The organism is Pseudoalteromonas sp. M58 (assembly GCF_042604605.1).
In the GTDB taxonomy this organism is placed as follows: Bacteria; Pseudomonadota; Gammaproteobacteria; order Enterobacterales; family Alteromonadaceae; genus Pseudoalteromonas; species Pseudoalteromonas tetraodonis.
Genome location: NZ_CP152390.1, coordinates 1,900,684 through 1,920,081 on the forward strand (window position 1 = coordinate 1,900,684; position 19,398 = coordinate 1,920,081).

The 19,398-nt window shown below is 40.3% G+C and carries 14 protein-coding genes and 1 riboswitch; of the genes, 9 read left to right on the forward strand and 5 right to left on the reverse strand.

Going from position 1 to position 19,398, the window contains the following annotated elements; all coding sequences use genetic code 11:
• Window positions 1-83: 83 nt before the first annotated feature.
• On the reverse strand, window positions 84-1,406 hold the full coding sequence (locus tag AAGD16_RS08760) for a sodium-dependent transporter (RefSeq protein ID WP_028835099.1): 1,323 nt from the start codon (window positions 1,404-1,406) through the stop codon (window positions 84-86).
• Window positions 1,407-1,572: 166 nt separating this feature from the next.
• Here AAGD16_RS08760 and AAGD16_RS08765 point away from each other — a divergent pair, with 166 nt between their 5' ends.
• The gene (locus AAGD16_RS08765; protein ID WP_036954390.1) at window positions 1,573-2,331 is read left to right on the forward strand and encodes a 4'-phosphopantetheinyl transferase superfamily protein; all 759 of its coding nucleotides are present in this window, start codon (window positions 1,573-1,575) and stop codon (window positions 2,329-2,331) included.
• On the opposite strand, the gene lysC is transcribed toward AAGD16_RS08765, so the two are convergent.
• Both lysC and nhaD read right to left on the reverse strand, forming a co-directional pair.
• Window positions 2,308-3,699, reverse strand: a complete 1,392-nt coding sequence (gene lysC / locus AAGD16_RS08770) for a lysine-sensitive aspartokinase 3 (protein ID WP_377111281.1) — start codon at window positions 3,697-3,699, stop codon at window positions 2,308-2,310. The genes AAGD16_RS08765 and lysC overlap by 24 nt on opposite strands.
• Before the next feature lie 75 nt (window positions 3,700-3,774).
• Window positions 3,775-3,947: riboswitch (Lysine riboswitch) on the reverse strand.
• 98 nt (window positions 3,948-4,045) lie between these two features.
• On the reverse strand, window positions 4,046-5,293 hold the full coding sequence (nhaD, locus tag AAGD16_RS08775; RefSeq protein WP_013465139.1) for a sodium:proton antiporter NhaD: 1,248 nt from the start codon (window positions 5,291-5,293) through the stop codon (window positions 4,046-4,048).
• Window positions 5,294-5,489: 196 nt separating this feature from the next.
• Between nhaD and AAGD16_RS08780 the strand changes: the two genes are divergently transcribed.
• From AAGD16_RS08780 to AAGD16_RS08800, 5 genes are all read left to right on the forward strand, one after another.
• Window positions 5,490-6,761, forward strand: a complete 1,272-nt coding sequence (locus AAGD16_RS08780; RefSeq protein ID WP_377111283.1) for a hypothetical protein — start codon at window positions 5,490-5,492, stop codon at window positions 6,759-6,761.
• A gap of 5 nt (window positions 6,762-6,766) precedes the next feature.
• Window positions 6,767-7,315, forward strand: a complete 549-nt coding sequence (locus AAGD16_RS08785) for a hypothetical protein (RefSeq protein ID WP_028835095.1) — start codon at window positions 6,767-6,769, stop codon at window positions 7,313-7,315.
• Window positions 7,312-10,104, forward strand: coding sequence for an ATPase (locus AAGD16_RS08790; protein WP_377111285.1), 2,793 nt, complete (start codon window positions 7,312-7,314; stop codon window positions 10,102-10,104). Before AAGD16_RS08785 ends, AAGD16_RS08790 begins: the two co-directional genes overlap by 4 nt.
• 104 nt (window positions 10,105-10,208) lie before the next feature.
• Window positions 10,209-10,760 carry a DUF4136 domain-containing protein gene (locus tag AAGD16_RS08795; protein ID WP_013465143.1) on the forward strand — a complete coding sequence of 184 codons (552 nt, stop codon included), beginning with the start codon at window positions 10,209-10,211 and terminating at the stop codon, window positions 10,758-10,760.
• 200 nt (window positions 10,761-10,960) lie between these two features.
• Window positions 10,961-11,260 carry a hypothetical protein gene (locus tag AAGD16_RS08800; RefSeq protein WP_029750492.1) on the forward strand — a complete coding sequence of 100 codons (300 nt, stop codon included), beginning with the start codon at window positions 10,961-10,963 and terminating at the stop codon, window positions 11,258-11,260.
• A gap of 395 nt (window positions 11,261-11,655) precedes the next feature.
• Here AAGD16_RS08800 and AAGD16_RS08805 read toward each other — a convergent pair whose 3' ends face one another.
• A complete protein-coding gene (locus tag AAGD16_RS08805) occupies window positions 11,656-12,159 on the reverse strand; it encodes a peptide-methionine (S)-S-oxide reductase (RefSeq protein ID WP_377111288.1) in 504 nt (167 codons plus the stop codon).
• Window positions 12,160-12,361: 202 nt separating this feature from the next.
• Between AAGD16_RS08805 and AAGD16_RS08810 the strand changes: the two genes are divergently transcribed.
• On the forward strand, window positions 12,362-14,215 hold the full coding sequence (locus AAGD16_RS08810) for a TonB-dependent receptor plug domain-containing protein (RefSeq protein WP_377111290.1): 1,854 nt from the start codon (window positions 12,362-12,364) through the stop codon (window positions 14,213-14,215).
• Window positions 14,216-14,544: 329 nt separating this feature from the next.
• On the opposite strand, the gene AAGD16_RS08815 is transcribed toward AAGD16_RS08810, so the two are convergent.
• Window positions 14,545-14,808, reverse strand: a complete 264-nt coding sequence (locus AAGD16_RS08815) for a YkgJ family cysteine cluster protein (protein ID WP_008109286.1) — start codon at window positions 14,806-14,808, stop codon at window positions 14,545-14,547.
• A 171-nt stretch (window positions 14,809-14,979) separates the two neighbouring features.
• On the opposite strand from AAGD16_RS08815, the gene AAGD16_RS08820 reads away from it, so the two are divergent.
• Together AAGD16_RS08820 and AAGD16_RS08825 are read left to right on the forward strand one after the other, a co-directional pair.
• Window positions 14,980-16,155, forward strand: a complete 1,176-nt coding sequence (locus AAGD16_RS08820; protein ID WP_013465149.1) for an efflux RND transporter periplasmic adaptor subunit — start codon at window positions 14,980-14,982, stop codon at window positions 16,153-16,155.
• Between the two features lie 3 nt (window positions 16,156-16,158).
• Complete coding sequence (locus tag AAGD16_RS08825; RefSeq protein WP_377111293.1) at window positions 16,159-19,332, forward strand: efflux RND transporter permease subunit; 3,174 nt, start codon at window positions 16,159-16,161, stop codon at window positions 19,330-19,332.
• The last annotated feature ends 66 nt before the right edge of the window (window positions 19,333-19,398 follow it).

The following is a 19,398-nucleotide window of genomic DNA, read 5'->3' on the forward strand; positions in this document are numbered from 1 at the left end:
TAAACTGTAAAAAGCGAACTTTCGGGTGACTCCCAATAGTTCGCTTTTTAAAACTGCATTTTTAAATTCGCGTTTAAAAGTTTTTAACCAAACGCTACATTTGCAAATACTAAGGTCATAAGTACAGGACACACAAAGCGAATATATTGTGCAAACCAATAGTGCGGCCCACTACTTGCCTTGTTCAGTTTATTACCACGTTGCCATAGCCAGCCTACCGTTATAAAGTAAAACAGCCCCATTAACGGCAATTGGTATTGAGTAAATACCATAATCACTAAACCAAATAACCAATCAAAGTTTAATATAATGGTACTGGCACAAATAAGCACAACAGCACTGACTGCCCATGTTGCTTTGGTTCTATCTACACTGTGGTTTTCAACCAAAAATGCCACAGGGATCTCAGTTGATGAAATAGTTGAGGTAACTGAAGCTATCGACATCAAAACAAAAAATAATAAGCCAACCAATAAACCAATTTCACCCATAGTGCCAAATAGCTCAGGTAATATGGCAAAAATAAGTTGTCCCTCACCAATTAATTTACCGTTATTAAATACTTCAACGCCATTGTACTGGGCAACATAAATAGCCGGAATTATTAATAAGCCCGCCAAAAACGCCACGCTGGTATCAAGTAGCGCAACACTTGCGGTTAATTTTGGTAAGTTAGCTCCGGGTTTTAAATATGAGCCGTAAATCATCATACAGCCTACCCCAAGCGACAACGAAAAGAACGCTTGCCCCATTGCGGCAATAATTAAATCAGGGTCGAGTATTTTACTAAAGTCAGGCACTAAATAAGCAGCAAACCCTTCGCTTGCGCCATCTAACGTTGCAATATAAATAATAAGCCCAATAAGGAGAACAAGTAAAAGCGGCATTAAACGGCGTGACCAGGTTTCTATTCCCGACTTCACCCCTTTTAAAATAATACTGGCGGTTAAAATAAGCATAAGCGGCGTAAAAATAAAATTACGTAACATAGAGTCGCTATGTAAAAACTCACTCAAGCTATGCAAGCCAAAAAAGCTACTTATAGGCTCTATAGCGTAGGAAAGCATCCAACCGGCCACAATAGAGTAAAAACTTAACATAACGATGGCACCGGCAAGGCCAATATAGCCTGCTGCGGCTCCCACTTTAGGGGCGTGATCTTGCCATGCTTGGCTTAGCGCTTTAACAGGGTTAGCTTGGGCTTTGTAACCTAAATACAGCTCGGTGTATAAAGCAGGTAACGCCAGCAAAAAAATAACGATAAAGTAAACCAGTAAAAATGCGCCGCCACCATGATTAGCAGCCTGCGTAGGAAAACCCCATATATTACCTAAACCTACGGCTGCACCGGCTGCTGCCAATACAAAACCTAGTCGACTTTGAAAACCATCACGCACTTGTGCCATACACCTACAAATCTGTTATTATTTTAACGAATGCGAATTAAACCATATTTAAGAGCCACTGAGTAATAAAAATGTACTTAGCGCTCACAACAACTAACAACCGCTCACAAACTATCCAGCTTTGGGTAATAAATATGTAATCGGTCGTCATTTATAACGAGCAATGATGAGTGTAACTTACTTTGAAAACCAGCTAGAAATCACGCCCGCTTTAGCAAATAACAGCCATTGCATTGCGTTGCTTAACGCGACCACCCTCAATGTGGGTGAATTTGATTTACCCCACTATTTAAGCCCTTTTGAGCTCAATGTTATTAATCGGCGTAAAAATCCACAGGCTAAACAAGAATATTTAGCCACACGTTTAGTGCTTAAATACCTAGTAAAATCCGCTTGTTCTTCTTATGCATCATTAAAGCTGTGTGATATTAGTTCTGAATTTAACCCCGATAACAGTAAATTAGAATTACATATTAAAAATACAACAGGCGTGATCAGTTGCTGTATTTCTCATTCTCATGGTTTTGTAGGTGCAGCGTTAAATGTAGCATCAACTCAATTTGGCTTTGATATTGAAAAAATTAGTTTAAAGCGCCCTTTTAATAAACTCGCTAAACACTTTTACCACCCAGCCGAAGTGAGCTTAATAACCGATACAGATAACATAACAACTCAAGCACATCATTTCTTTAGGATTTGGACATTAAAAGAAGCGCTGGCTAAAGCCACCACCCGCCCTATTGCTCAGCTATTAAGCCCTAATGTGTTTAACGAACTTAATAACGCCCAGCTTACAGCCTGCAGCAATACCGTGGTTGGAGCACATAACGACATGTTTGATATTAGCGTTGTGGCAAAAAAAAGCACCGACTGGCGGTGCTCAATAATGACTATTAACGATTTACGCAGCGCAATCACTTTCTAGTAATCGACTATGAATCGCTTGAACCACTGCATCAGACTCGCTTTGCTCAACTAAAAAGCACAGGTTGTGTTTACTCGCACCATGGCAAATGAGTCTAATATTAAAGTCACTTAATACTTTCATTAAATTCATTTCATGTTGGCGCAAAACAATTTCAGAGCCAATTAACGCTACCAGCGTTAAATTGTTTTCAACCGATACATGGCAAAATTCAGCGAGTTTATCTAAGCACTCTTGATCTAGCTCTGGGCGTGATGCATTAGGCGCATTATCAAGGGTAATTGCTACACTAATTTCAGAGGTGGTAACCAAATCTACCGAAATATTACACTCACTTAAAATAGTAAATATACGCGCTAAAAAGCCACTGGCTAACAGCATTTCTGGGCTTTTAAGGGTTAATAATATTTGATTTTTACGTTGTGTTACCGCACGAATACCAGGTAGCTGCGATTTTTCACGTTCAATCCACGTACCGCCAAGTTCTGGCTCTGTGCTTGAGCCAACAAACACATTAATATGGCTGCGACTGGCAGGTAAAATAGTTGCCGGGTGCAATACTTTAGCGCCAAAGGTCGCCATTTCTGCTGCTTCATCAAAACTTAAACGCGCAATAGGAGTGGCTTTTACACACAAACGAGGATCGGTGCTAAAAATACCCACTACGTCAGTCCAAATATGCACACTTTTAGCGTTAATAGCCTCAGCAAGCAGTGCAGCACTATAATCTGAGCCGCCTCGACCGAGCGTGGTCGTTAAATTGTTTGCATCGCTACCAATAAACCCTTGGGTCACAATAACGCTATCATCAAGCAGCGGAATTAAATGTGTTTTAGCGGCTTGCGCTGTGGCGGCCACATTTGGTGTTGCTTTACCAAATTGGCTATCGGTTTTAAGCACCTGGCGCACATCAAAACGAGTGGCTTTTAAACCCTTTAACCTTAGTACTTGAGTAAATAAGTAAGACGATAAACGCTCGCCAAAGCTAAGTAGCTCATCGAACTGCTGCTCAGTATTGAGTGTTTGTGCCGCCAACGTTTGAAATGCATCTAGCGTTTGATTAAACCCAATGGCTAAATCCTCATCTAACGACAGGTCATTTAAAATAGCCTGCTGAATCGCAAGGACACCATCAATATGCTGTTGGCGTTTAGCGGCTTCAATACCCGCTTTACAAAGCTCCACTAAATGATTGGTCACTCCGGCACTGGCGCTTACTGCAACAATACGTACATTTTTATCGTTTACGATAATTTCGCTACAACGGCTCATCGCCTCAAAGTTAGCAACGCTGGTGCCACCAAATTTGGCAACAATGTAATCTGATTTTGTGCACTGTGAACTTTGTGGCACTGATTGGGTAGTCATTTCGTCTCCTTTCGCGGCATCCAAACCGCAATAAAACAAGAAGAACTTGGCAGGAAATAAAGATAAGAAAAATCTACTGCCAGAAGCTCTCCACCTAAATTGGTGACAGTTTTGAGGATTCAGCCCCATAAACCGAAAAACAATGGTAACGACCCATTATTTTCCTCGGCGAGTACTTCCCTCCTTAATGGTCGCAGGCTGTCGTTGCCTCACATTAAGTACCTAAGTATCGCACCTCTTCTGAATGTATTATTAACCTGTGGCTAATAAAACAAAACCGCACTAAGAGTGCGGCTTTGAAAGTTATCGTTTAGACGTCTAGCTGTCAAGTCGTTTTACTATAAAATCAAATAAAACTACCCATTAAGTAAGAGCCCGCATAACCAAAGGTGTAACACAGTAATAAATACAGCGATAAGCGAAGGTAACTTGCAAACGTCAGCTCTTTTACCTTACTCATGGCTATAATACCGGCCGCCGAGCCAATGATTAGCATAGAGCCACCTACACCGGTTGCATACGTAAACGACAACCAATGCTGTTGACTCATTACAATGTCGGCTTTTAATAACGCTGCCGTTAGTGGCACGTTATCAACACCTGCGGATAAAATACCCATTAAGTAGTTTGCGTACTCTGGCGCCATTACCGTATACAAATTAGTAAATTGGCTCAGTACCCCAACTTCTTTTAAGGCACCAACAAGCAGTAACACACCCACGAAAAACAATAAGGTGTCGTACTCTATGTCGCGTATAAAATCGATCATATCTTTGTTGATGTCTTTTTTGCGCATTAAAAATTGCGCGACTAAAAACATAATAGATAAACCCAATAAAAAAGTAAGCAGAGGCGGTACACTGTATAAAACACTCAATGTAAGCGTAGCAATAACCGTAGTGAAGAAAATAACCGCAATGGTTATGTCGGTTTTTTCAATACGTTTAAATTTAGTTTTTTTAAACTCGAGTTGCTTATTCATGCCAATTGATAACAAAGTAGCCAGTAATAATACACTTAATAACGCAGGCACAATTAACAGTAATAAATTGCTAATTGTTACTTTACCATCAAGGAAAATCATAAGTGTGGTTACATCACCCGTGATAAGTGATACACCACCGGAGTTTACAGCAAATACAATAAGCGTGGCGTACTTAACTAGTTTTTTGGCTTCAAGCTTTAATGACATAATCACTGCCAATGATATTAGCGTGGCAGTAACGTTGTCGGAAATAGATGAAAATAAAAACGCAAAACACCCCACCAAAAACATCAGCTTACGCTCACTAATGCTGGTTGGCATAATCCGATTCACAACATTTTCGATAAGTCCTTTAGAGTTTAAATAGGCGACAAAGGTCATTGCGGCCATTAAAAACAGCCATAAAGAAGCAATTTCTAAAATATTGTGGTCTAGGAGGGTTTGAATCGTTTCGGGGCTTTGCCCATTAAGAGGAAAAATAAAGGAGATAATCCAGCAAAGTGTACCAAAAAATAACGTCGTTTTGGCTTTGTTAACGTGGATCACATCCTCAATAACGATAAGCAAGAATGCAATCGCTATCAGCGTCAGGATAATCGAGGAAACCATGATATTAAACAACCTTCGGGGTTAAGTAAAAATTGAAACCATGTAAAAAATATACCCACAAACTCTATGTGCCTATATTCGGCGCGGATACTATCACTAAGCGGGTGTAAAAACTATTATTAAATCGTCGCAAAAACGAATACCATATAAGTTCGAGAAATATAAAATAACGAATACTAGGAAGTTGCAACGCCTTATGATCCCAGCTAAAAAGCTACTTAATACCCTAAATGAACACTGGGGTGTATTAGAGCTATTATTTAAGCGCTTTAAAATGGCCGACTTTAGTATTAAAGATCTTCATAATGCCATTAAGCAAAAGCAACCCACGTGGAATAATGAGCGTATTTATAAAGAAACCAACCGGTTATTAAATCAAGAAATTATTATTCCGCTGGCTAAATCGTCACAACTGGAAATTAACCGCGCCATTGCCGATTTTGCCACCTTTTTACTGCAAGAAGAACATTTAGGCTTAGCACAAGAAATTAGTGTCTTGGTTGATGATTTGGCCCGTTTAGGTAATCGGCTATCTAATGCCGGTGAAATGGAAGATTTTGATGATTTACGCCGCTTTAGCCGTATTATGGATGATCGGGTGCGTAAAATAATCAAACTGTTTTTACACAACGAAAACGCCATTTTAAATATTGTTGAGCAAGCCAAATCTAATAATGCAGTGCAGTCGCTACAAAAACGCTATAAAGCCGTGATAGAAGCGTTTGATGAGTATATAGAACCCATGCTGGAAATGGTGGATATTAGAGGCGACTTTCATGCCTGTTTTACTTTAATTGAGCAACAAATTAGCACCCAAATAGAACATATTGAACGTTCAGGCAAAGCGTACAACGATAAACGCATGCTTGAGCAATTGCGTACCCGAATTCTAGAAATGCACTTAGTTGGCCGGATAAGCTTACGTAAAAGTGCCGATATGCTTATGCCACTGCGTGAAGAGTTGCGCCGTAATAACCTTGTTACCCGCCAAGTAGCAAAAGTATTAGGGCTAATACGTAAAAATGGGGTAGATAATATGCTCAGCGCCGTGCAGCCACATTTTGTAAGCGATGCGCAAAAGTATTCATTGGGTCAACAGCGCCATATAGTAGCCTACATGGCAAGCCTGGCTGAATTTGAGCATCATGAATATCAGCTACCAGAGCAAAACGATGTGCCTGCGTTTGTCACGCCAAACATTCCTGACTATCACGATGTAAAAGCGCAGTTTGCAAAACGCTTCAAAAAGCAGCGTAAAAAACCACAGCCTCTGCTGCAATTTTTAGACGAAAGCTACCCAGAGCTTGAAGCCGATGAAATGCTGTTTTTATATCAAAAGCTAGTGAGCGATACCACCCTACACATTAGCCAAAGCGATAAAAAAGCCCGCGTTAACATTGCAGGCCAGCACTTTTCTTTGTACCCCTTTAATTCAGAGCCTCAGGCTGATAAAGCCGAGCACGAGTAATGACCATGACACAGATAAACTTAAATGAGCTTTCTCACTTACAAGCCATTAATAAAAAATTAGTCGCGGGTTACCACATTTGCGAACAAGACACCCTAATGTGGCAAGAGCTTGACCAACAAATTGAAGCCTACAGCGCCTTATTCACAGCATTAGGCCATGATTTAAAGCACGACAGTCGTGGCTTTTATTATTTTGCTAGCGATGAAAGCACCCCCAATATGGGCAAAATATCGCGCGCGATAGCGCTCACTATTTATATTTTAATCGAACACTTTGCCAACACAGGTAAAGACCCAATGCGTGCATTATTTGATGAGCCAAACGATTTAGAGCTAATGCAAACCTTGGTACAACTTAATAAACATTTATTTGATCAGCTTGAAATATTCTCGGGTTCTGATTTACGCAAAGATGTGTATTTACGCATGGTACGTTTAGGCCTTGCCCGCGAAGTGGAAGGCGGCTTTATGCTACAGGCGCCAATTCATCGCTATATTGATGCCTTAATGGAAGTAAATGAAGAAACCTTTTTAGGAGAGGACGAGGAATGAAAAACTTATACGGACTGAGTAAACTCGCCCTACTTAATACTGCAGGCTATGCAAAGTGTGTGATCCCACTTGATAAAAGTAGCTCGATTTGTGCGCCTAACAACACAGGTAAAAGCTCAGTTATTAATGCACTGCAATTTCCGCTAATTAACGATTTACGCCTTACCGAGTGGGATGGCCACGATTTAGATGAAACCCGTAAGTTTTATTTTTCATCAGATCAATCGTACATTTTATTGCAAGCCGATTTACCCCATGGCTCAGTTGTCATTGGCGTAGCAGGCTTAGGTAAAATTGCCGGTTATGCACACCAATACTTTTGCTATCAAGGCAAACTTGATTTAGCCCAGTTCACCCAAGGCAATACCATTATTAAGTTTACCAAGCTGTTTAATCACTTAAAGCAGCAAGGTTACAACCCGATAGAGCTTAAAGCGCAAGAGTTAAACGCCCTACTTACTGGCGGTGCAACGCAATTTGATGGTGAGATCAATTTAAAAATGATCCCCCTTAACAACGTTCAAGACTCTGCAATATACAAAGAAATATTTCGTCGTATTCTTAATTTACATAAATTAGGCGCAAACGACGTTAAGCGCTTTATGTTACGTGTGTTTGAACGCCACATGTCAAATTCAAAGGTCGACTTTTACGAAGTATGGCGCCGGTCGTTTGATAAAGTAAACCGCGCAAAACGTGAATTAAAAGCCCTTGAGTCAATGCAAGAGCCCATAGCCGCCCTCGAATCTATGCTTGAAAACCAAACCGTTCTTAAAGGTAAACTGGCCGCTTATGCACCAAAAATTGACCAAGCACTGATTGATTTTGATACGTATCAGGAAGAGCAACTAAGCGAGCTCAACATCGCTCTTGAAGATATTGAGCACGAAAAACACGAGTTTGAACAAAAACAAAGCTTATACGTTCAACAATCGCGCGATATAGAGCGCAAACAAACCCAAATTGAACAGTGGTTTTTAGATTACAACGCTCTTAAAAGTGAGTTTGAGCTGGTTAATAAAGCCACGCTCAAAACCAGCTTAACGCAGTTAAAAAATGACTACGAGTCGTTGTCACACTCAATAACGAGTGCACAAGGTCAAAGCCTGCACACCCTTGATTACCGCATTGGCGAAACACAAAAACAAATTAAAAGCTTAAAGTTACAACTTAAAAACTTAGAATTTAATTTATTCACTCGTATGCGTGAAGACTTATCACTGAAAGAAGTTGAAGAAATATCGCGACTATTAAACCCCGATCTTCTCTCCTTTGCTACCACCAGCAATGGCGATATCACTATTGATGATGACGATGCTTTCGGCGAATTTTTAGCGCAGCTTAGTGAAAACGTAAAAGGCGGTGTACTCACCCTGCCCGGTGCCAGTATTAAGCTTAAAAAACTCTCGCCTGTGCAAATGCAAAGCGGCGAAAACAAAGAGCAACTGAGTGCTCAATTAACCGCACTTGAGCAATCATTAAAAGAGTTTAAACAACAGCGCGAAGTGGCCGCCAATGTTGCAGATAAGCAAAAAGAAAAAGACGCGCTATACGATGAGCTTATGAGTGCTGAAAGTGCACTTAAACGCTTAGAGCAATTTGAAGTGATGCAACAATCGGTTGACGCCCAAGCAATGCTAAAAGAGCAGCTTTTAGCCGAACGCGAACAAGTTGACGACTACCTACAAGATATTCAAAAAAACAGTGGCTCAATTGCTGATAGACGCTCGTTAATTAAATCAAAACAAGCGCAAATTAATCGTCAAACAGAGCGCCTGCGCCAAGTTAAAACCGAGCGTATTGACCACACGTTAGATTTATACAGTGGTAAAGTGACACCTTACATGATTGATATAAAAATCGATTTTGATAATTTAAGCGATTTAATTCACCACTTTAACAAAGACTGCCAAGAGCTACGTAATTTCGATATAAATGTACGTAATACTTATATGCATATTTACAATGCAGGTATTACCAAATTCGATAACGAAAACGATGAGTTTAGTAAATACCAAAAACTTATTAGCGCGTTTCATAATATTGATAACGAGCGTGATGCCGTTGAGCGCCAAGGTCGCGTTGCCCTCACCGAAGTGGCCGCCACGATTAAAGGCTTACGTGAAGATTTGGACCGCCTACGCCGTGAAATGAATAGCTTTAATAAAGGCATAAGCCAGCATCGTATTTCAAACCTGCAAGCGTTTAAAATTAATATTATCCCGCGCAAAATGTTGGTAGATAGCATTGATACCATTATAAGTACCTCTAACCAAATTGAACAAGGCGATACTCTTGATTTACTTAGCCAAGAGCCGTACAGCGAAAGTGCGGTAAACGACGCAAAAGATCATTTAATTAAACTCGCCTCAGACAAAGCAGGCCTGACCCTTACCGATTTATTTGATATTCGTTTTGAAGTGGTTAACCGCGCGGGCGAAACCGAGCACTTTGAAAAAATAGATTCGGCTGGTTCAAATGGTACGCGTATCACCATTAAGCTGTTATGTGGCATGTTGTTTATTCGTTACTTATTAAGCGATCAGGAACAAAACTTATACCGTATACCTATTTACATAGATGAAGCTGCTGATATCGATCCGCAAAACCAAAAAGCAATTATAGAAACCGCCCTGAGCTTTGGCTTTGTGCCAATATTTGCTTCGGTTAAACCGCAAATAAGTTGTGATTATATTGTGCCAATTCGTTCGGTAAAAAACGGCGCACAAAACTGGGTAGATGAAAAAGATTGGATTGAGGTTGAACATAAAGCCTCTCTACTGGACTAAGAGTTAATTGGCTATTCATCTTAGTCAGTTACACTTATTTTTAGATTTTAAATTACCCTCGCCCATGGTAGTTTAAACAAACGCACTTTATTGGAGCAAACGGTATGAAACATATATTTATTGTCGCAGCACTGGCGCTACTTACCGCCTGTACACAAACGCCCGATTGGGATTACGATAAATCAGCAAACTTTAGTAACTACAAAACGTTTGCTTGGGTAGAAAACGCGAGCCTAACTAAAGACACGAATAACTACCAAATCAGTGGCCTTATGGAAAAACGCGTTCGCAATGCGGTAAACAACCAACTAAGCCAACAGTTAGGTATGCAATTGGTTGACGTAGCGCAAGCTGATGTACTTGTTAATTACCATGCAAGTGTTGATAAAGAGCTAGAAGTAGATACCTTTAATGTAGGCTACGGTGCACGTTGGGGTTACTGGGGCACAGGCTTTAACCACGATGTAAGCGCACGTGAGTATGAAGTAGGCACGTTAGTTATCGATATTATTGATCGTGAGTCAAACCAATTAATTTGGCGTGGTGCTAAAGATGGTCGTTTAAAGAAAAAACAAACACCATCACAACGTGAAGCCGCTATTAAAGAAACGGTTGCCAATATTTTAAGCAACTTCCCGCCTAAAGCGCAGCAATAAATTTTAATTAATATTTAAAAGCCCGCATGTTCGCGGGCTTTTTTATGGCTTAAAAACTGTTTGCCTATAATGTAATAAGTTGCGCATTAACAAGGTGATAGCTCAATGCTATAGTAACCATGTTACAGGGATAAAGCTTAATCAATAAGATGTTTAGTAAACCTAGTGTTTAAAGTTGTGAGGTAAATTAAAGGATTAAAATGAAAGAAACATGCCCAAATTGTAAAAGTAATTTTGCAGCTAAAGATATAAAAAATATTAACAAAAATAGTATTTTTATTGAAAAACAATGCCCTTCTTGTCAAACATGGTTTTGTTTGAATAAAACACTAACGATTATAAAAATTATTGGTATTTTTTTATTGTTAATAACCAGCCTATTAAATATCTTCAATATTAAGAGTGAATACAGTCTGGTTTTTTCAAGCATTGGCTTAGTAGGCATACTAATGGCAATCATTATTACTTTTTTTGGCCAAAATGAAGCAATCAAAAAATAAAAAGAAACCAAAAGTAAAATATGTAGATATAAGTAATACGAGAATGCTATTGAATCAAATCGCATTCTCTTTAGTCTTTTGGGCTTTAGGCCTTTTATCTATTTTATTTGCGATAAAGTTTATACATGATGGCTATATTCTGACCCCAACAGATTACCGGGTCGAATCTGACGTTTATTTCTTTTCAGCGTCGCCGTTTACTTATCTATTTTACCTTTTTCTTTATTTTAGGAACTGGGATCTACTTTTTAGCTGTGCCCTATCTTTTTAGAGATATGTTCCCACGAAAAAAGAAAAAGCCTAATAAATCTAAAAAAAGCATAAACGAGGTAACAGCTAATTTTAGCTTTATTAGTTACCAGCCTTTTTTATTTAAATACGCATCAATGAAGTTGTTATTTATACTTGTGTAATAAATCAAGTGGGATATGGCAATAATCATCTGGGTGATTAGTTAAACGGTCTTGATGCTCGGGATCGCTAGGGACATAATTAGTCAATGGCGCTACTTGTACCGCTATTTTTTCAGCATCATCACGCTGGCTAATATAGTCTCTGGCGATGTTTAAATGATTACTGTCTTGGCTAAAAATGGCGGTGCGGTATTTTTCGCCTACATCGTTACCTTGTTTATTGATACTGTATGGGTCAATAATCTCAAAAAAATAGCCGATTAATTCATTTAAGGTCACTTCTTGAATATCAAAGGTTACTTTCACGCATTCGGCATAGCCATCGTATTCACCTTGTGTTGTGTTACTAGTGCCATTGGCACGCCCCGCCTCAGTGGTAACTACTCCAGGTAAATACTTCATAAATTCTTGCACGCCCCATAAGCAACCACCAGCAAAATAAAGTGTGTGCTGATTTAATGAATGACTCGATTGTTGTGTTTGCATAATAAAGTGACCAATGTAAATAATTTATAGGATGCAGAGTTACTATTTTGTAACGCTAGGTTTGATTATCAAATGCAGTTTTTTATCATTAATGTACAATAGCGCCCAAAATCACCCTAGCTTAGTGAGCTTACCTTATCATGTGATAAAAAGTGATAGGTATTTAATTGTTAGCGCCATTGCATAAAATGAGAATAATGATATGAATCGTGCCCCGCACCTTATTATACCGGCTGTACTAGCCAGTATTTCGACTGTTGCTTATGCAGAACAGAGTAAAGAAACAGCAACCATAGAACAAATAACAATTGAAGCGTCTCCCACTGCCAATACCTTACCCGTTGGTACATTTGATTCACCTATTTCAAATTTAGAGTACGACCCGCGTGTTGACTTGCAATCACGCAATATGGCTGAAGCACAAGCTGATGTAACGATACGCGGGGGTATTTTTGAAAATACCGGCTTTAGAGTCGGCAGTGCAACTCTACTCGACCCGCAGTCTGGTCACTACTTTGCAGAAATTCCTATTGCACCACAAATGCTAACGGGTGCCAGCGTATTAACCGGAGCCGATAACGCACTTTATGGCATGAATAGCTCGGTAGGTACTGTGTCGTTTGCTTGGAAACCAATAACAACCGGTGGCAGTGTCTCTTTGGGCGCAGGCTCAAATGACTTTAACCTACAAACAATTCATGCAGGTGTGAGTACTCCAATTGAAGCAAACGCTAATTGGCGTATTGGTTTTGAAGGTGAATATTCGCACTCACAAAGTGATGGTTCAATTGATTTTGGCGATCATGACTTTACTCGTACCTCAGGTAGAGTGCAGTTAACTGGGAGCGATTCACAAACTGATTTATTTTACGGCTTACAAGAAAAGTTTTTTGGTTGGCCAAACCTTTATACCCCCTTTGGTGTAAATGAAACCGAAGACTTAGAAACCCAATTATGGATGCTCAACCATAAGCAAGCCTATGCTACCAACAGTGAATTTGAAGTATCGGCTTATTACCGCAAGCATAACGACCATTATGTTTATTCAAGAGAGAACCCAAGCGCGTTCCAAGCATTTCATGAAACACAAGTAACATCACTGGCTATTTCAGGTCGTCATGCGCAAACAAAGTCAGTTGCGGTTAATTACTCGGCGCAATATATAGAAGACAGTATTGACTCCACCACCCTTGAAAATAACTTTACTTCACGTAACTACTTTAAGCTTAGTGTATTGCCTGAATACACAACAGCACTAGCAAGCAACCAGCAACTAACCGTCCGCTTAGGTGCTGCGTTTGATAACACCAGTCGTGATGATTCTGAGCTATCGTTAATTGGGGATGTTAGTTTCAATACCCAAAATAACGATGGCACTGAGCGAACATTGTATTTTTCGTATGCTGAGGCAAACCAAGTAGCCGGTTATACTGCTATTGGTGGCAGCGAGACTGGTGGGTTGTTCAGAAGTAACGCTAATCTTGAGCGCGAAACCACTAAAAATTTAGAGCTGGGCTTATTGCTTGAGCAACAAAGCTGGCAGCTTAATTCCGCACTTTTTTATCGTAAAGATAACAACCTAACCGATTGGACATTTAGCTTTGATTCAAGCTCAGCGCGATTTGCACAGCCGGTTGATATTGACACCACAGGCCTTGAGTTTTTAGCCACTAAACAATTTAATAATACAGAAATTGTTGCCAGCTATACCTACTTACATAAAACAGAAACCTATGGCGCTGAAAATGTTGATGCTAGCTTTTATGCCTTAAATTTTCCTGATCATCGTGTAACGCTCGGTGCAATTTGGAACCCGACGGATCTATTAGAGTTTCGAGTAGATAATGAATGGCGTAAACAGCATAAAAATGCCCTTCGCCGTTCAGATGACGAGGCACTATTTACTCAGCTGACGTTAAAAATAACCCCGGCTACACTGCAAAATTTCTTTATTACTTTAGCTGCGGATAATTTGTGGGATGAATCGTTTGAAGAAATCCCAGGCACGCCAGGTCGCGGTGAGCAATATACGCTAAGCGCCACGTATAGCTGGTAACAATTTAGCTCGGCGAGGGTTTATCCCACGCTGAGCGTGTTTTTTTAATTGAAATAATAAACAGACTAGCAACAAACTGACTTAAAAATTTCATACCGCAATTCGCTCTACTTTACGTGCCCTAAAAGCGCAGCGCCTCTTCGCCCTCTTTGTGCATTTATCATTAAAAACGGTATGAACAAAGAGAATTGAATAAGAAAAAACACTAGCGACAATGCTAAGTGGATACGTAATTGCACTCTCTCAGTACTACTTTTAGAAACACAAAGTAAGTGTCTACACTTTTCAGGCGTATAAATTGTAAATATATGTGTATTTAATACAATAAATTAGGTTAATTGCTCTAATTCTGTAATTAACGTCAATGCGTGTTCATTAGTCGTCCCACAAACATCTAAAGTAGCGCTAAAATCACTACACACTTTTGGGCGCGACTCATCACCAAATAGCTTACATAAATTACGCTCATCCAGCTGAATACAACGTTCTCCGGCCTTTTTACCATTTGGCATACCCGGTATTGGCGAGCTAATACTTGGTGCAATACAACATGCTCCACAGCCTAAACGGCACGCCATTGATTGTGTTTTCATTATAACCTCAGTAATAAATTTTAATTATATTGTTGCTGCTTTGCATACAAACAGAGCGATTTGTTCTATTTGTAACCGCATTATGCAATGACTTGTTACATCTTCAAACACACTGTAAACACTTTATTGCGTATCATTAGTTCATCAGCACAATTTTTGAAGGAATGCCCTGTGGCGACTAAAAAACAAATAATACTCCCTATCGCGGTCCTTGTTGGTGGCATCGCCCTTGCAGCGGGCTTTTCAGCAATGAAAAAACCACCAGAAGAAAAGCCAGAACAAGATACTCGCCCATTGGTTGCAGCACAACCTATTCACCTTGATGCAATCACTCTCGATGTTAAATCGTACGGTATTGTGCAACCTAAAGACCGCACTGAGCTGATTGCTCAGGTAAGTGGCCAAGTTATTTCTGTTGCAGGGCAATTTGTTGAAGGTGCCTTCGTAAAGCAAGGAGATATTTTAGCACGAATTGACCCAAATGATTACGAAGCTGATTTAATTGAAGCTGAGGCTGGGCTCGCCCAAGCAAGTTCAGCGCTTGAGATAGAACGTGCTCAAGCGCATGTTGCTAAAGCTGAATGGGAACGCATTAAAGCAGACTCAAGCGATATTACCGCCTCTGCGCTTTATTTACGTAAACCGCAATTAGCAGAGAAAATGGCGCGTTATCGCTCAGCACAAGCAAGTGTAAAACGTGCTAAACGTAATTTAGAACGCACTTATATTAAAGCCCCCTACGATGCAATTATAAACGCGCGCAGCATTAGTTTGGGTTCTGTTGTAAATCCAGGTAATAGCTTTGGCTCACTCAGCGCCACTTCGGTCGCTGAAGTACGTTTACCGGTTGCCGATAAAGAGCTTCAATACTTAAATAATGGCGGTATTGGTGCAACAGTGTTATTTAGTGCGCAGTTCGCGGGCAAAGAAACCACATGGCAGGCAGAAGTTGTTCGCAGTGAAGGGGTGATAGATCAAAAAAGCCGTATGAGCTACTTAGTGGCACAATTACCAACCCCATATGCTAACAAAACTCAACCATTGCGTTTTGGCTCCTATGTTAACGCTAGCATAGAAGGTCGTGCAGTTAATAACGCCATTGTTGTGCCACATCATTTAGTCAAAGAAAATAAAATTGCGATATTAAATGACGATTTAACCCTGTCGTTTAAAACTCTCAATATTATACGTGAACAAAACGGCATGGTGATCGCAGACCAAGGGCTTAATGAAGGTGAACAGCTAATTACTTCTGCCCTTGAATACCCTACCGAGGGAATGGCGGTAAAAATTGAAGACGTTGTAACAACCCCAGACGTTACTCAACTTGCATTGAAACAGGAGTAACTTATGTCTACACGTGAAAAAGGCCTAATTGCATGGTTTGCGCGCAACCCTGTTGCAGCAAATCTATTGATGATATTTATACTTATTGGTGGCATTTTAACGGCGTTTACTATTCGCAAACAAATGTTTCCACAATTTGAAAGTAACTGGATCAGTGTCTCCGCGGTATACCCTGGCGCAGCCCCGCAAGAGGTTGAGGAAGGCATTACTATAAAAGTTGAGGAGAACCTTGAGGGTATAGAGGGAATAAAGCGCCTTATCACCTACTCCAATAGAGGCTCTTCACAAGCATGGATTGAAATAGAAGAGCAGTTTGATCCGCAAGAAGTACTCGATGAAATTAAAGTACAAGTAGATTCAATTAATACGTTTCCTGCGGGTATGGAGCGCCCTATTGTTCGTCGCGATAAATACGAACAAGAAGTAATGATACTTGCGCTTTACGGTGACATGAGTAACTACCAACTTAAAGAGCTCGGTAATGATATAAAAGATGAGCTTCAGGCACTGCCTAATATTAATTTAGTTAACTTTAATGGTGGCCTTAATTACGAAATTGGTATTGAAGTAAGCCCAGACAAACTGCGTGCTTATGGATTAACGTTTAGAGATATTGCCAGTGCAGTGCAAAGCTTTTCTGCCAATATGTCAGCTGGGCAAATTCGCTCTGAAAATGGCTATATTTCAATGCGCGTTGAAAAACAAGCCTACCGTGGTAGCGAGTTTGCAAAACTACCACTGATCACCCTTGTCGATGGCGCGCAAGTTTATTTAGGTGACGTTGCCACCATAAATGATGGCTTTGAAGAAGGCCTGCAATACTCAAAATACAATGGTAAAAACTCATTGTCGTTTGAAGTAAACGCCTCTAAAGATCAAGATATTACCGATGTTGCTAAAGTACTTAAAATCTATATGGCTGAAAAAGAATCGCAACTGCCTGCAGGTGTTAAGCTCTCTCCTATTGTTGATTTAACTTACTACCTCGAAGGTCGCCTCGATATGATGGTCGACAATATGATTTGGGGTGGCTTATTAGTTATGTTGGTATTAGCGCTGTTTTTACCATTACGTTTAGCTTTTTGGGTAATGATGGGTTTACCTGTGTCATTTTTAGGTGCCTTTTTGTTTATGCCAATTGGCTTTTTAGATGTCACCATTAACTTAGCCTCGTTATTTGCCTTTATACTGGTGCTTGGGATAGTGGTTGATGACGCCATTGTTGTGGGCGAATCTGCTAGTGCTGAAATAGAAAAACACGGCCATACACTCGATAACGTAGTACGCGGCGTAAAGCGCGTGGCAATGCCAGCCACATTTGGCGTACTTACCACTATTGCGGCATTTTTACCGCAAACTCTTGCCACAGGCCCAGGCGCGGCTTTTTCTAAAGCCATTGGTGGGGTGATTATTTTATGTTTAATTTTCTCACTAATTGAATCAAAACTTATTTTGCCGGCACATATTGCGGCAATGAAAGACCGTAAACCAAATCCAAAAAACCCGCTTCACCGTGCACGTAAAGTAATGGATAACGGTCTAAAAAGTTTTGTTGATAACTACTACACCCCGTTTGTTGGTCGCTGCATTCATTATCGCTATACCGTAATTGTCGGTTTTATGTGTTTACTGATTGTCAGTGCGGGAATGTTTGCCGGTGGTTTAGTTAAATTTGTGCCTAATCCTAAAATACCGCACGATTTTCCTCGCATTGATATAGAAATGAACTTAGCGTCTTCTGAGCAAGCAACGCTTGAGACAGCTAAAAAAGTAGAGCAGCTAATACTGAGCGTTGATAACCAGCTCAAAGAGCAATACGGTAAACCGATGATCCGCGATTTATCAGTTAGCTTACGTGGGCGAACGCAAGCAAACATTATGGCTATTTTAGTTGAACCCGACCTGCGCCCTATTGATACCTTTGCACTGAGTGCCTTATGGCGCGAACAAATGCCTAACTTACCGGGTGTTAAAACCCTAACCATTCAAGACAGTATTATGAACGGGGGTCGAGACGATGGCGATGTAAGCTTTAAACTCGAAGGTAAAAATGCACAAGTACTTAAAGAAGTTGCTGGTAAGCTTAAAACCAAGTTGCAAAGTATGGAAGGCGTAGGCGATGTTAATGACTCAATGCAAAGCGCTACCGATGAAGTACAGCTAGATTTAAAACCACTTGCTTACAGTATGGGCTTAACCCTTGCTGATGTGGCCTCTCAAGTAAGCTTTAGCTATTACGGTCTTGAAGCACAACGTATTCTTCGCGAAGGTGAAGAAATTAAAGTGATGATCCGCTACCCAGAAGATGAGCGTAATTCAATCAGTGATATCGACAGCGTACGTATTATCACCCCAACAGGCGCTGAAGTACCATTAAGTGAAGTTGCTAATATTTCATTAGTTGATGGGGTTAATCGTATTCGCCGTGAAAATTCAAAACGTACAGTAAACGTGTGGGCTGCGGTAAATACTGACCAAGTAGAACCCTTTGCCATTGCACAACAAATTCGTGATGAGTACTTACCTTCATTACTTAAAAACTACCCAGGGGTACAAAGTAATGTGGCTGGTCGTATTCAAGAGGAAATGGATAGCGCTGATGAGCAATTACGTGACTTTGCGCTATCGATGATCATAATTTTTGCATTATTGGCTATTCCTCTGCGCTCTTACTCGCAACCATTAATTATTATGTCGGTCATTCCATTTGGTGTGGTTGGCGCCATGTTTGGCCACATGGTACTAGGTATGACCATGAGCAGCTTATCGATGTTTGGCATTATTGCGGTAGCCGGTGTGGTGGTTAATGATTCACTTGTTATGGTGGATTTTGTAAACAAAGCCCGTGCAGAAGGTGTGGCAATAAAAGAAGCGGTAATGCAAGCCGGAGCGCGTCGCTTTAGAGCGATATTACTAACCTCTGTTACTACTTTTATTGGCGTAATGCCCATTATTATGGAAACCAGTTTACAAGCAAAAATTGTAATACCTATGGCCGTATCACTCGCCTTTGGTGTGCTGTTTGCCACAGTAATTACGCTTATTCTTATACCGTGTCAGTACGTTGCGCTTGAAGATTTGAAACGAGTGATACGTAAATTTCGAGGTAAAGAGTCGACTTCGGATACGAAACTGAGTAATACCATAATGGTAGATAAAACCACCCCTTCTCACTAATAAATTTGTTATCCCAACCAACAAGCCCGAGCTATTTACAACTCGGGCTTTTTATTGCAAAAAATA

Coding starts and splice junctions, on each gene's coding strand:
- AAGD16_RS08760 (WP_028835099.1), bottom strand. CDS start 1,406: ATGGCACAAGTGCGTGATGGTTTTCAAAGTCGACTAGGTTTTGTATTG.
- AAGD16_RS08765 (WP_036954390.1), top strand. CDS start 1,573: ATGAGTGTAACTTACTTTGAAAACCAGCTAGAAATCACGCCCGCTTTA.
- lysC (WP_377111281.1), bottom strand. CDS start 3,699: ATGACTACCCAATCAGTGCCACAAAGTTCACAGTGCACAAAATCAGAT.
- nhaD (WP_013465139.1), bottom strand. CDS start 5,293: ATGGTTTCCTCGATTATCCTGACGCTGATAGCGATTGCATTCTTGCTT.
- AAGD16_RS08780 (WP_377111283.1), top strand. CDS start 5,490: ATGATCCCAGCTAAAAAGCTACTTAATACCCTAAATGAACACTGGGGT.
- AAGD16_RS08785 (WP_028835095.1), top strand. CDS start 6,767: ATGACACAGATAAACTTAAATGAGCTTTCTCACTTACAAGCCATTAAT.
- AAGD16_RS08790 (WP_377111285.1), top strand. CDS start 7,312: ATGAAAAACTTATACGGACTGAGTAAACTCGCCCTACTTAATACTGCA.
- AAGD16_RS08795 (WP_013465143.1), top strand. CDS start 10,209: ATGAAACATATATTTATTGTCGCAGCACTGGCGCTACTTACCGCCTGT.
- AAGD16_RS08800 (WP_029750492.1), top strand. CDS start 10,961: ATGAAAGAAACATGCCCAAATTGTAAAAGTAATTTTGCAGCTAAAGAT.
- AAGD16_RS08805 (WP_377111288.1), bottom strand. CDS start 12,159: ATGCAAACACAACAATCGAGTCATTCATTAAATCAGCACACACTTTAT.
- AAGD16_RS08810 (WP_377111290.1), top strand. CDS start 12,362: ATGAATCGTGCCCCGCACCTTATTATACCGGCTGTACTAGCCAGTATT.
- AAGD16_RS08815 (WP_008109286.1), bottom strand. CDS start 14,808: ATGAAAACACAATCAATGGCGTGCCGTTTAGGCTGTGGAGCATGTTGT.
- AAGD16_RS08825 (WP_377111293.1), top strand. CDS start 16,159: ATGTCTACACGTGAAAAAGGCCTAATTGCATGGTTTGCGCGCAACCCT.